Genomic DNA, 12638 nt, shown 5'->3' with positions numbered 1-12638 from the left:
CTGCTCCGTCACCCGTCAACCAGCGCATATCAAAGGAGACGACCATGACTCACCGCCTGGTGGTACTCGGCGCCGGGTACGCGGGCCTCGGCGCCGCCAGGCGCGCCGCCCGCCGGCTGCGCCGCACCGACGTCGAGGTGACGCTGATCAACGCCACCGACCGATTCGTGGAACGAATCCGGTTGCACCAGCTCGCCGCAGGGCAGACCCTGCGAGACCGGCCGCTGCGAGCCATGCTGGACGGCACCGACGTGAAACTCGTCGTGGCCCGGGTCACCGCCATCGACGTCGACGCCAGGCTCGTCCGACTGGACGCCGAGCCGTACACGGTCGGTTACGACACCTTGGTGTACGCGCTGGGCAGTGGCGCGGACGTTGGCAGCGTGCCGGGGGTACGGCAGCACGCGTTCACGATCGCGGAGGCGGCTCAGGCGCAGCGGTTACGGTCGCATCTGCTCGGTGCCTCGGCCGGCGATGTCGTTGCCGTCGTCGGCGGTGGCCTGACCGGCATCGAGGCCGCCACCGAGCTTGCCGAGGCATATCCGGGGCTACGGATCGAACTGGTGACGAGTGACGACCTCGGTGGTTGGCTGTCTCCGCCCGCGCGGCGCCACCTCGGCCGGGCGTTCGACAGGATGGGCATTGGCGTCCACCAGGGTGTGCGGGTCGAGACGGTCTCGGCGGCAGGCCTGCGCCTCGACGACGGGCGAGATCTCGACGCGGAGGTCGTCGTCTGGACGGCCGGTTTCCGGGTGTCCGCGCTGGCCGATCGGGCCGGTCTGGCCGTCGACGGCCGTGGCCGGATGATCGTCGACGAGACCTGTCGATCGGTGTCGCACCCGCAGGTGTACGGGATCGGTGACGCCGCAGCGGCACCCGCACTCGGCGGCGAGACCCGGATGTCCTGCCAGACCGGCCTTCCGATGGGTCTGTACGCGGCGGACGCGATCGCGGCCGTTCTGAACGGACGGACGCCGAGGCCGCTTCGGATCCGTTACGTCTGGCAGAACATCAGCCTCGGTCGGCGGGACGGGATCACCCAGTTCACCCGAGCCGATGACTCCCCGATCGGTGCGGTACTCACCGGCCGGTCCGCCATCGGCTTCAAGGAGGCGATCAGTCGCAGCACGGTGTACCGCCTGCGCCACTCCGGCCCGGTGCGCTGAGGGGAAGGCCCGGCAGTGGTGTCGTCATGGTGGAGGTGACGTCGTGGCGCACGCTGACGGCGGCGAGCACCGCAGCGACCAGTCCGGACAGGACGCGTCGAGATTCACGAGGTTCTTCCTGATGGTCAACAGGGTGAGTGCCCTGATGGGTTGACGTGGGCGGGCAGCGCGGGATGCCGTTACTGAGTGGGGACGTCGAGGTCGCGGAACGGGCCGATCTTGACTCTGAGGGTGTCGGTGGTGTCGGGTAGGGCGAAGAGGGTCCAGAACTCGCGGGTCTGGCCTGGTGCGAACTTTTCGGTGTTGATGCGGACGCCGGAGACGGCTGTGCATGCGCAGTAGGAGTCCACGCCGCCGTCGGTGGGAACCTCGAGGCGGCCTGGCCGGTACTGGCGGCGGGCCGCGAGGTCGGTCAGGCGGACGTTGCTGGCGGCCTGGTATTTGTACGCCTCCCAGTCCTGAGCATGGTGCAGGTCTCTGAACCAGGCCTCGGACGAGCCCTTATTGGTGATCTTGTAGGTGAGCAGGCCGAGGCCTCCGGGTAGCCGGCGCAGGCCGGTGACCTCCATCGCGATGGGCTGACCGTCGGCCTGGGCGCTGCCGGTCAGGTCGGTCGAGCCGGTGGTGGTCGTGGTCACCGGTTCCTGGACAGCGGGTTGAGGCTTGGCGAAGGTCACCGTGACACGGCGATTGCGGCGTTTTCCCTCGTCGCTGTCGTTGCTGTAGAGCGGGCGGCGTGAGCCGTACCCCTCGGTCTGGAAGCGGACCCCGTTCCTGGTCAGCAGGGCCGACAGGGCGTGTTGTACGGCCTGGGCGCGGCGCAGCGACAGTGGGTTGTTGATGGCGTCGGTGCCGGAGGAGTCGGCGTGGCCCGCCACCGTCACCACCGTGGCGGGCGAGGCGTCGATGAGCGTCGCCGTGCGGGCCATGACCGACCTGGCTTTGGGGGTGAGGGTGGCCTTGTCCACCGCGAACAGTACGTCGGCGGAGAGGTTGACCTGTAGGTCCTTGCCGTCGTCGGCGGTTTCCTCGGACTTGTCCAGGGACTCGGAGGGGAGGATGAGGCGGCGGGTGACGGGGGTGACGGGTTCGGCATCGGGGTCGGGGAAGTCGCCGGCCGGAGCGTCGTCGCTGATGGGCACGTTGAGCATCGGTGGGCCCACGGGGGTGACGACGGTTGTTGTCGCGGGGTTGCCCGACGGTGCGGGCAGCACCGCGTAGACGCTGATCGACTGACCAGGGTGGATGAAGCGGCTGGGGACGTCGCGGTCCACCGCGCTGCACAGGCAGGGGGAGCTGGCGGGTTTGTAGGGCAGGAGCCAGGTCCGGGCCTGGGCGTCGAGGACGCCAATGCCGGAGGCCCATGTGATCTCGCCGAGCGGGCGGGTGTGGTCGCCCATCTCGCCGGGCCAGGACAGGCGCTTCTCGGTGCCGGTGTTGGACAGGCGGATCTGGGCGATGAGGTGCTTGCCCTTGACGCGGTTGAGGCCGACCACCTCAACCTTGAGATTCTCGGTCATGGTGCTGCGGGTTCCGGCCAACGCCGCGCCGGTGCTGGCGCCGCCGGTGGCTGCCGGAGTGTTGGAAGCGGGCGGGGACGGGGAGTCCTTATTCGACGGTTTCTCGCACCCGACCATTGCCAGGGTGAGTACGGCGCTCAGGGCCAGCCTTCGGCTGGAGCTGGGGGAGTCGTCCTGCCATTGGAATTGACGGAGCTTGGTCATGATCCTCGTTCTCGGTCGATGCGGTTGGTTGCGAGTGGACCCCGGGGTGGCGCAACAGGTGGTAGGGCACGCCGTTTTTCGGACCGGGCCGCGTCCGTTGTGCCGGCCTATGCCCGGCTCCTGCCTTTCCACCGTGGTCTCACCACACGCACTGGACGAAGCTTCATCCCGTCTTGTGACAGCCACGACCACCTCCCCCGCCGAGGACTGTCCAGGGTGGGAGTTGCCGGCGGATCCTGTAGTGCTCACTACAATTAGAGTGATCGTTACGGTAGATTCGTGGCCCCGGCATCGTCAAGGTCGCGGTGAGGCGAGAGGTGTGCGGAATGACAGGGACACGGGCAACGCGCAGGAAGCGTGCCAACGGCGTGGAGTCGCGGCAACGCATCCTCGACGCCGCCGTGCAGATCGCGAGTGAACGCGGGTATGAGGGGACCTCGATCGCGGCGGTGAGTGCCCGCTGCGGGTTGCCCGCGAGCTCGATCTACTGGCATTTCAAGGACAAGGACGACCTGCTCGCCGCAGTGATCGAGCGCAGCTTCGAGACCTGGCTGGCGGCCGTCGACCTGCCCGGCGAGGAAACCGGTACGCCGCTGCAGCGTTTCGTCGCCGTCGGTGCGGCGGTGGCCGCGTCGCTTGTCAACGCCCCCGACTTCCTGCGCCTGGGTCTCATGCTCGCCTTGGAGCGGCGGCCCGAGGAGCCCCGAGGGCGGGCCGTGTTTCTCCAGGTCCGCGAGGTCGCCCGACAGAAGTTCATCGAGATGATCGAGACGCTGCTGCCGGACCTCGATCCGGGGGACGTCCGGACCGTCGTGACGTACGCCCTGGCCGGGGCCGACGGACTGTTCCTGCAGCGCGAGATCCACGGCGATGCCGTCGATCTCGCGGCGATGTTCGAGCTGCACGCGCGGCTGGTCTACGAGGCGGCCCTCCGGATGGCCCCAGGGGCTTCCCATGACCAAGCCAAGCCCTAGCTGAGGTCAGCGGTGGTGGGGGATGTCTAGCGCGTCGAGAGGAACCACAGCATGACCGGCCAGTTAGCCAGGATCGACGTCCATCAGCACATCCTGCCGCCCTTCTACCGCGCCCTGCTCGCTGAGGCCGGCATCGCAGCGGCGGGCGGTCGGGCGCTGCCCACCTGGACACCCGAGTCCGCGCTGGACCAGATGGACCTGCTCGGCACCGCCGTGGCCCTGCTGTCCGTCTCGACCCCCGGCACCAGCTTCCTCACCAGCCCGACCGAAGCCGGCGACCTTGCGCGGCAGCTCAACGACTACGCAGCGGGGCTGGCCGCCGAGCATCCAACCCGATTCGGGTACTTCGCCACCCTGCCGATGCCCCACACCGCGGCCGCCACCACCGAGGCCCGTCGCGTCCTCGACGAACTACGCGCCGACGGCGTCACTCTGCTCGCCAACAGCAACGGCGACTACCTCGGTGGCCCCGACCAGGATGCACTGTGGCAGACCCTGGACGAGCGCGCCGCCGTCGTCTTCGTCCACCCCGCTGACCTGCCCGGACCAGCCATCGACGGCATCCCACCGTTCGCCGCCGACTTCCTGCTCGACACCACCCGAGCGGCCTACCTCGTCGTCCGAACCGGCGTCCTCCGGCGATACCCCAGAATCCGGTTCGTCCTCAGCCACGCCGGAGGCTTTCTGCCCTATGCCTCACACCGCATGGCCCTGGCCATCGCCGCCGACACCGCACGCAGCCCGCTGGACATCCTGGACGACTTCCGCACCTTCTACTTTGACACCGCCCTGTCCTCGAGCCCGGCCGCCCTGCCCACCCTGCTTGCCTTCGCCCGACCCGGGCGTGTGCTTTTCGGCAGCGACTGGCCCTTCGCGCCCATCCCGGCCGGGCAGTACTTCGCCAACGGAATCGACACCTGCCTCGAACTCGGGCAACTGCGAGCGGTCAACCGCACCAACGCCGAAGCCCTCTTCCCGCGCCTGGCCACTGGTGGCACGCCAGACCCGGACCATCGGGTGGCCGCGCGCCTGCAACGGGCAGCGCAGCGGAGCGCCGCCCGGCTCTTCTTCCGACTCGTCCAATCCGGCAACGGCGAGAAGAGGATCCCGTGAACGCCACTGTGGTCCGTCTGTTCGGCGGCGTCATGACCCGGGGCGACGCGCGTCATGGGCAGGGGTGTGCAGCCGCCTCATCTCCTTCGGCGGCACGGCTCGGTGGCCCCGGCACACGGACCCTCAGCCCCTGCACCGCAAACGCCGATCGGCGATTGATCAGGCGCTCGTCGACGCGAAATGCCCCACGGCGGCGACGGCGAAGACGAGGAAGACCGCGGGAAACGCGATGTTGTGGAACACCCGCGCGCGGGCGTGAGCCAGGAGCGCGCCGACGAAGAACAGGACGAGGCCGAGGGCTGCGGCCAATCCGAAGGGACGTACGCCGAGAAGGCCGAGCACCAGACCCACGACGCCGGCCCCCTCGACCAGCGCGAGGTAGGGGATCCACCGCGCGGACAGCCCGACCTCGGCGCAGTTGCGCACCACGAAGTCGGCCTTGATCACCTTGGCGGTCACCTCGATGGCGTTGGCGAGGGCGCAAAGGATGGTCGCGACGACCAGGACTCCCTCCAGTACGGCGATCATGACGCGCGCCGGCGCGATCGAGCAATCGGTAAACTCATAGGTGCCTCCACGTGCGTGGGTTCATCAGGTTGTGGTCTCTCGCCCCTACTGACGCCCGGCACGCAGGAAAGGTGACCAGACGTGGAACTCGTCGAACACTTCGAGGCATCGAGGGCCCGACTGATGTCGTTGGCCTATCGCATCGTCGGCTCGCACAACGATGCCGAAGACGCGGTGCAGGCCGCCTGGCTGCGCGCGCGGTCGGCCGACCCGGCGCAACTGACCAACCCCGAGGGCTGGCTCACCACGGTGACGGCACGCCTGTGCCTTGACCAGCTTCGCGCCCGCCATCGCCGGCGTGAGGTCCCGCTCACGGCCGACGACATCCCCGGCGAGCAGCTCGCGGCCGACGAGGCGTTCGTCCGTCGTGAGGACGTCTCCCGGGCACTGCTGGTCGTGCTCGACGAGCTGTCTCCTCCGCAGCGGGTGGCCTACGTGCTGCATGACCTCTTCGCCGTCCCGTTCGACGAGATCGGACCCGTGCTCGACACGACGGTGGCCGCGGCGAAGAAGCTCGCGAGTCGAGCGCGGATCCGGCTCAGGGACGCTCGTGCGATCGACCTGCCGGGATCCGCCCACCAGATGGAGATCATCGACGCGTTCCTCGCCGCGGCGCGTGGCGGCGACATCGCGCGGCTCGTCACGCTCCTGGCGCCTGACGTCGTCCGTACGGCCGACCTCGGATTCCTCGCGGCCGGCACCGCGCCTGTCGTCCGGGGCGCCTGGGCGGTTGCGGAGGAGACCAGGGCGTTCGTGGACCGCATCGCCGCCGCCGCCCCGGTCCTCGTTGAGGGTCACCCAGGAGCGGTGATCGCTCCTGGTGGGCACCCATTCGCATTGATCCGGATCGGCGTCCACGACGGCCTCGTCACGAGCATCGACATCACGCCCTACGAGCGCGGGTCCGTGTCCCTCCCCGCTGCCTTGGGTACGTGATCCTCAAGACTGCATACCATACCGTATGGTATGCTCGATTGATGGGAACACGTGATCTCTGGCTCGGCGAGGGTGTCTCGGTATTGACCGACGAGGGGCCGGTGGGTCTGCGGATCGACCGTCTGGCCGCCCGCCTCGGCCTGACGAAGGGGTCGTTCCATCACCACTTCACGGGGGTCGCCGACTACCACGCGGCGTTGCTGACTCATATCGAGCAGGGACAGGTCACCGTGTTGGATGGGCTGTCAGGCGAGCTCGCGACCGTGGATCCGGTCGACGCCCTGCGGGCCCTTCCCTCGCGGCTCGACGAGCTGTTCGACGCCGAGCTGGATCGGGCGCTGCGGGCGTGGGCGATCGGGAACGACGGTGCGCGTGGCGTGGTCGAACGCGTCGACAGCGCACGGCTCACGTTCCTCGAGACCCTCTGGAACCGCGTTGTGCCTGACCCGACCCGGGCGCGTGCCGCCGCCTTGCTGCCGCATCTTCTCCTGATCGGGGCGAACGCCATCCGCCCACCGCTCGACGCTGCCAGTCGACGTGCGGTGTTCGACCTACTGCCAGACCTGATTCCCCATGTCTGAGGTCCCACTCGGGCGCCCCGTCAGCGGGCGGGCCCCGTGATTGCCGTCGCTGTTGCGCTCGTGCTGGGCATCGTGACTGCTACCGGGGTTCATCGCCTAGAAGGAGGAGACAGATGCCCGCCGTCGATGTGTTGATCGTCGGGGCCGGCCCGACCGGGCTCACCCTCGCTGTCGATTTGGCCCGCCGTGGAGTTCGCGCGGTGCTGATCGAGGCCGCGCCCGCACTGCCTCGTCAGTCCCGAGGCAAGGGCCTGCAACCTCGAAGCCTGGAGGTGCTTGACGATCTCGGTGTTGTCGACGCGGTTCTGGGACACGGCCAGTCGCGCCAGGACATCACCCTGTACCGCGATCGCCGACGCCTTGCGCGGATACCCGCCGGCCTCACCGAGCCGCGCGCGGACTTGCCGTACCCGAACATCGTGATGATTCCCCAGTGGCGCACCACCACGCTGCTCGCACGGCGGCTGCACGAACTCGGTTCCGCGATTCGGTTCGACACCCGCCTTGAGTCGTTCACCACTGGTAGCGACGCGGTGCGCGCCGTGGTGACCACACCGGACGGCGGCCGGGAGGATCTGACCGTCCGCTACCTCGTCGGCTGTGACGGCGCGCACAGCATGGTGCGCCGCACACTCGACCTGGAGTTCGCCGGCTCGTCCGACGAGACGCAGCGCTACCTGCTCGGTGACATCACTGTTCCCGGTTGGCACCCCGAAGTCGACGGAGCCGTTCGCTCACACGCATGGCTCGGCACGGACGGGTCATTCCTCGGTCTGGCTGGCCTGCCTGGAACCGGGCAGTGGCAGATCGGCGCGAGCATCACCGCCGACGACGACCTCGAGCCCACCCTGGAGGCCCTCCAGCGGCTATGGAACGAACGCACCGGCCATCCGCAGGTCCGCCTGTCCGACGCGACCTGGTTGTCGAACTTCCGGGTCAACGTCCGCATGGTCGAGGACTACCGCCGCGGCCGAGTCCTGCTCGGCGGCGACGCCGCGCACGTGCACCCGCCCACCGGAGGGCAGGGAATGAACACCGGCATCCAGGACGCCTACAACCTGGGATGGAAGCTGGCCGCGTGCCTCAACGGCCACGACGACACCCTGCTCGACACCTACCCGGCCGAACGCCTTCCCGTCGCCCGTCGTGCGTTGGCGCAAAGCACCAACATCCTCGACGTGGTCACCAACCGCAATCCACTCGTCCGGTTCGCCGTGCAACGACTGCTCCTGCCGCTACTCAGCCGACCCTCGATCAACCGCAGGCTCACCGCTCGTGTGTCCCAGATCGACATTGGCTACCACGACGGGCCCCTGGCAGACGACGAGCTGTCCGGCGGCCGCGTCCGACCCGGCGATCGGGCCCCCGACGCCCGCCTCGTCGATACCGCAACCGGGCAGCCGCTGCGGCTGTTCGACCTACTGCGCGGGCCACAATGGACGCTGCTCCTCGTCGGCGACGCCGCCGCCGGCCGCCTCGACTGTGATGCTCTTCCCGACGAGGTGCGCACCTGCTTGATCACGCCCGCGCGGTCGACGTCGTTCTCCGGCCGGGTGGTCATCGACCGCGACGGGACGTTTCGCCGGGCCTACCGAGCAAAGCCCGGCACAGCGTTGCTCATTCGCCCGGACGGCTACCTCCACTGGCGCGTGCACACCCCCTGCGCCGACGCGGTGGCCAAGCACGTCCTCGGCGCGGGCGCGCACCCCCCACCCGCTGCCGCCTCCCGACGACAGCCGGGCACGTGAGAAGGCCAGGACACGGAGGAGGGCTGAGCCTCTCCCCTGAGGCAGGGTGGCTGACTGGCACGGCAGCAGAAGTCGAGAACGGGCCGTAGACGATGGTGGCTCACCGGTGTCCGGCATGGTGTGGCTCCACTCACGCCCAGTGTGGTTGATCGTGACCCCTTCACCTGAGGAGTCCTTCGAGATGGTGAAACCCTGGTGGCCGCTGGCCTTGTTGGCAGTGATCCAGCTCTGCGACGCGCTGCTATGCGTAAAGCCGGTCGCCTTCATTCGGCAATGTTTGACCGACGTCCGGTTCCCCGAACGCTTCTGGAAGTTTCTCCCCCCGCTCAAGGCTGCCGCAGCGGCTGGGCTCATCGTCGGGATCTGGGTTCCGCCGTTGGCGGTGCTCGTGTCTGCGGCGCTGGTCTGCTACTTCGCGGTGGCGGTCTCGGCGCACGTCCGCGCCCGCGATTTCGGTCGCAACCTGTTCCTGAACGCGACGGCCATGTTGGTCATCTGCTCGGCGACGCTGGCCTTCACCGTCCAAACCGCATGATCGAACACGCGACGACGGCGCGGGGGTTGGGTCATCGCGCGTAACGCCTCGTATTCGGCTGGTGGGACGTTGAAGCGCCCGCGCCGGATCGCAACCTGCAGCGCGTCCAATGCCAGGTCGATCTCGTCGATCGCGGCACAACGGCGAACAATCGGGGGGTTGGGATCGTGGAGTTTCGGATCCTGGGCACAGTCGAGGCATGGGCGGGCGGGAAACAGGTCGATCTCGGTTCGCGCAAGCAGCGCCTGGTGCTCGCGGTCCTGCTGCTGGAACCCAACCGAATGGTGCCGCTGAACCGGCTGGTCGACCTCGTCTGGGGCGAGGATGTGCCGGCGTCCGCACGAGCCTCGATCCAGACGCTCGTATCCCGGCTACGTGCGGCGCTTCGGCAGGTCGGCGACGGGCCCGCCATCGTCGGCCGGGGAGCAGGCTACGTCATACACGTGGATCCGCTCGTGATCGACGCGCATCGGTTCACGGACCTGATTCTCGCGGCCCGCTCGTCGGACGACGAGCGCGCGGTCGAGCTGTTCGACCAGGCGCTCGCCCTCTGGCATGGCGAGGCACTCGCAGGCGTGGCGTCCACCGAAGTCGCCGAACGCCTGTGCGGTCACCTCGATGAAGCCCGATGGACCGCCCTGGAGGACCGCCTGGACGCCCAACTGCGGCTGGGCGACGGCCGGCGACTGCTCGCCGAGCTCACCCGGCTCGTGACCGACCACCCGCTGCGGCAGCGGTTCGTGGGCCAACTCATGCTGGCCCTGCACCGCGACGGCCGCACCGCCGCCGCGCTCGACGTCTATCGCACGCTGCGGAAGCGACTGGCCGGCGACCTCGGCCTCGATCCGGCACCAAAACTGGTGCGGTTGGAATCCGCGATCCTGCGCGCGGACCCGGCTCTGGATCCGGCCGCGAGACCCATCGACACATCACCACCCGATTCGGTACGACCGGCGCAGTTACCGCCCGCCGCCCACGGGTTCGCCGGACGCGCAGAAGAACTCGCCCGGCTCGACACCGGATTGGAATCCGCGTCGGGCTTGAAGATCTGGGTGATCAGTGGCACCGCCGGCGTCGGCAAGACGGCGCTCGCCCTCCACTGGGCCCACCGCCACCGGGAGAGGTTCCCGGGTGGGCAGCTCTACCTCGACCTCCGTGGCTTCGACGCCGAGCACGACCCGCTCAGCGAGTCCGCCGCACTCCTCCAGTTGCTCAGCAGCCTCGGTGTCGATCACCGGCTGATCCCGGCGGATGCGGCGGGCCGGGCCGCCCTGTTCCGCTCACTGCTGGCCGGCCAACGCGTCCTGCTGGTGCTGGACAACGTGCGCGACGCCGCTCAGGTGTACGCGCTGATCCCGTCGGCGGGCACGGTCATCCTCACCAGTAGGCAGCGGCTCGGAGAGCTGATCGCCCGCACCGGCGCGCAGACACTGTCGCTGTCCGTGCTCACCGCCGCCGACTCTCGCCGGCTGCTGGAGGCCGCGCTCGGCGTCGACCAGGTCGCCACCGAAGCAGCCGCAGCCGGAAGGCTGGCGGATCTCTGCGGTCACCTGCCGCTCGCACTGCGGATCGCGGTGGCCAACATCGTCGCTGTCCCGAAGGCGGAGATCACCGGGTTGGTGCAGGAACTCTCCGACGGCGACCGGTTGGCCGGGTTCACCGTGGACGGCGCCGAGGAAAGTGCTGTCACGAGAGCGTTCGCCTCGTCCTACTGGGCGCTTCCGGCGGACCATCGCCTGCTCTTCCGTCGCCTCGGGCTGCTGCCGGGACCGACCTTCACTGCGCTGCCGGCGAGCGTGGCCGCCGGGCTGCCCCCGGCTCGGACTGACCGACTGATAAAGGCACTGGCCGCGGCACACCTGATCGAGCAATACACACGTGGGCGCTTCCGGCTCCACGACCTGCTCCGAAGGTATGCGGTCGGCCGGGCGCTGGTAGAAGACACCGCTGTCGAGCTCGAACACGCTCGCGGACTCGTCCTGGACCATTACCTGCACACGGCTGACGCGGCGGGCAGGCAGCTCATTCCTCACTTTCTGCGGCTGCCGAGGAAGGTGGAGAGCGGGATCAGCTTCCCGGACAACGACAGTGCGCTCGCCTGGCTCGACGCCGAGTGGCCGACTCTCGCCGCCGCGGTCGGTCAGGCAGCGGCGCGAGGTCCACGACCGCTGGCATGGCACATCGCCGACGCCCTCCGCGCCTATTTCCACCAGCGCGGTCACCGGACGGAATGGGTGGAGATGGCCTCGTTGGGGCTGGAAGCCGCGCACGGCGCGGGCGACGAACGGGCGCAAGCTGCGATGCACCAGAGCATCGCGCTCGCCTACGTCAACATGGGCCACTACGTCGAGGCACATGACCATCTCGACAGTGCACTACGGCGGAACGCAGCCGACGGCTGGCACGAAGGCCGCGCCGCCGTGCTGAACAATCTCAGTGCGGTGCACCAGCGCCTCGGTAACCCCCACGCGTCGATCGACTGCGGGCTGGAATCACTGGACCTTCAACACAAGTTGGGCAATGGCGCCGGGAGCGCCATGACGCTGGCGAATCTCGGCTTCGCCTATTGGCAGTTGGGCCTGCTGGACCAAGCGCTGGATCACTTCGGCCGGGCGCTGGAACTGGGGGAACAGCAGGGCGCCCGCTTCAGCGTCGCCGTCCTGCTCGTGGATCTAGGGAACGTGCACCGTGACCTCGGCAACCCGGACACGGCCGAGGAGTTCTACGCCCGGGCGCTGGCCGCCAACCGTGAACTCGGGTATCACTACGGCGAAGCGACCGCGCTGTCCGGCCGTGCGCTGCTGCACTGCCAGACCGGCCCATCGGAGCAAACCCTCGACGACGCCCGGTCGGCAGTCGAACTGACCAGGAAGATCAGTGACCGCGGTACCGAAGCGTGGGCGCTCAACGCCCTCGGTGATGTCTGTCTGCGGTTGGGCCTGCCCGCCGAAGCCGCAGACCATCACCACCGAGCCCTGCAGGTGGCGCGCTCGACCAGCTTCCGCTGGTGTGAGGCTGACGCGTTGCGCGGCTCGGCCATGGCGCTGCTGAACCTCGACGTCCTCGACGAAGCCCAGGCCCGAGCCACGCTCGCCATCGACCTCGCTCACCGGGCCGGGTACCGGCTCGTCGAGGCCCGCGCATCGCACGCCCTCGCCGAGATCCGGGCGAGGCTAGATGGGGCAACTCGTAAGTCGGTGAAGGAGTAGCCGGGCAGGGCTGCTGGTGTCACCCGACGTTCAGGTAGAACGATGGTAGTGGTCGAGTCGGCGCCAGCAGGTGATGGCGCAGGTG

The 12638-nt window shown here is 68.9% G+C and carries 10 protein-coding genes; 8 read left to right on the top strand and 2 right to left on the bottom strand.

Annotated features, from left to right (window positions below; translation table 11 throughout):
- Nucleotides 1-44: 44 nt before the first annotated feature.
- The gene (locus tag NIE111_RS11320) at nucleotides 45-1166 is read left to right on the top strand and encodes an NAD(P)/FAD-dependent oxidoreductase (RefSeq protein ID WP_238684349.1); all 1122 of its coding nucleotides are present in this window, start codon (nucleotides 45-47) and stop codon (nucleotides 1164-1166) included.
- Between the two features lie 179 nt (nucleotides 1167-1345).
- Here the strand turns inward: NIE111_RS11320 and NIE111_RS11315 are convergent, their stop codons facing one another.
- The gene (locus NIE111_RS11315; protein WP_238684348.1) at nucleotides 1346-2890 is read right to left on the bottom strand and encodes an OmpA family protein; all 1545 of its coding nucleotides are present in this window, start codon (nucleotides 2888-2890) and stop codon (nucleotides 1346-1348) included.
- 368 nt (nucleotides 2891-3258) lie between these two features.
- Here NIE111_RS11315 and NIE111_RS11310 point away from each other — a divergent pair, with 368 nt between their 5' ends.
- Together NIE111_RS11310 and NIE111_RS11305 are read left to right on the top strand one after the other, a co-directional pair.
- Nucleotides 3259-3864, top strand: a complete 606-nt coding sequence (locus NIE111_RS11310) for a TetR/AcrR family transcriptional regulator (protein ID WP_238684347.1) — start codon at nucleotides 3259-3261, stop codon at nucleotides 3862-3864.
- A gap of 51 nt (nucleotides 3865-3915) precedes the next feature.
- Nucleotides 3916-4977 (top strand): amidohydrolase family protein, encoded by a 1062-nt coding sequence (locus tag NIE111_RS11305; RefSeq protein WP_238684346.1) that lies wholly within the window; start codon nucleotides 3916-3918, stop codon nucleotides 4975-4977.
- A gap of 159 nt (nucleotides 4978-5136) precedes the next feature.
- On the opposite strand, the gene NIE111_RS11300 is transcribed toward NIE111_RS11305, so the two are convergent.
- Nucleotides 5137-5505, bottom strand: coding sequence for a DoxX family protein (locus NIE111_RS11300; protein ID WP_238684345.1), 369 nt, complete (start codon nucleotides 5503-5505; stop codon nucleotides 5137-5139).
- A 120-nt stretch (nucleotides 5506-5625) separates the two neighbouring features.
- Here NIE111_RS11300 and NIE111_RS11295 point away from each other — a divergent pair, with 120 nt between their 5' ends.
- From NIE111_RS11295 to NIE111_RS11275, 5 genes are all read left to right on the top strand, one after another.
- Nucleotides 5626-6480, top strand: coding sequence for a sigma-70 family RNA polymerase sigma factor (locus NIE111_RS11295; protein ID WP_308193662.1), 855 nt, complete (start codon nucleotides 5626-5628; stop codon nucleotides 6478-6480).
- 41 nt (nucleotides 6481-6521) lie between these two features.
- A complete protein-coding gene (locus NIE111_RS11290; RefSeq protein ID WP_238684343.1) occupies nucleotides 6522-7061 on the top strand; it encodes a TetR/AcrR family transcriptional regulator in 540 nt (179 codons plus the stop codon).
- 113 nt (nucleotides 7062-7174) lie between these two features.
- The gene (locus NIE111_RS11285) at nucleotides 7175-8809 is read left to right on the top strand and encodes an FAD-dependent oxidoreductase (RefSeq protein ID WP_238684342.1); all 1635 of its coding nucleotides are present in this window, start codon (nucleotides 7175-7177) and stop codon (nucleotides 8807-8809) included.
- Nucleotides 8810-8990: 181 nt separating this feature from the next.
- The gene (locus NIE111_RS11280; RefSeq protein ID WP_238684341.1) at nucleotides 8991-9344 is read left to right on the top strand and encodes a DoxX family protein; all 354 of its coding nucleotides are present in this window, start codon (nucleotides 8991-8993) and stop codon (nucleotides 9342-9344) included.
- A gap of 167 nt (nucleotides 9345-9511) precedes the next feature.
- A complete protein-coding gene (locus NIE111_RS11275; RefSeq protein ID WP_238684340.1) occupies nucleotides 9512-12553 on the top strand; it encodes an AfsR/SARP family transcriptional regulator in 3042 nt (1013 codons plus the stop codon).
- The last annotated feature ends 85 nt before the right edge of the window (nucleotides 12554-12638 follow it).

It is taken from the genome of Micromonospora hortensis, assembly GCF_022230935.1.
Classification (GTDB): Bacteria; Actinomycetota; Actinomycetes; order Mycobacteriales; family Micromonosporaceae; genus Micromonospora; species Micromonospora hortensis.
The sequence above is the reverse complement of the archived record's forward strand: the minus strand, read 5'-3'. Positions and strand labels throughout refer to the sequence as shown.

Excerpts from the sequence above, each read along its gene's own strand:
- NIE111_RS11320 (WP_238684349.1), top strand. The coding sequence starts at position 45 with ATGACTCACCGCCTGGTGGTACTCGGCGCCGGGTACGCGGGCCTCGGC.
- NIE111_RS11315 (WP_238684348.1), bottom strand. The coding sequence starts at position 2,890 with ATGACCAAGCTCCGTCAATTCCAATGGCAGGACGACTCCCCCAGCTCC.
- NIE111_RS11305 (WP_238684346.1), top strand. The coding sequence starts at position 3,916 with ATGACCGGCCAGTTAGCCAGGATCGACGTCCATCAGCACATCCTGCCG.
- NIE111_RS11300 (WP_238684345.1), bottom strand. The coding sequence starts at position 5,505 with ATGATCGCCGTACTGGAGGGAGTCCTGGTCGTCGCGACCATCCTTTGC.
- NIE111_RS11290 (WP_238684343.1), top strand. The coding sequence starts at position 6,522 with ATGGGAACACGTGATCTCTGGCTCGGCGAGGGTGTCTCGGTATTGACC.
- NIE111_RS11285 (WP_238684342.1), top strand. The coding sequence starts at position 7,175 with ATGCCCGCCGTCGATGTGTTGATCGTCGGGGCCGGCCCGACCGGGCTC.
- NIE111_RS11280 (WP_238684341.1), top strand. The coding sequence starts at position 8,991 with ATGGTGAAACCCTGGTGGCCGCTGGCCTTGTTGGCAGTGATCCAGCTC.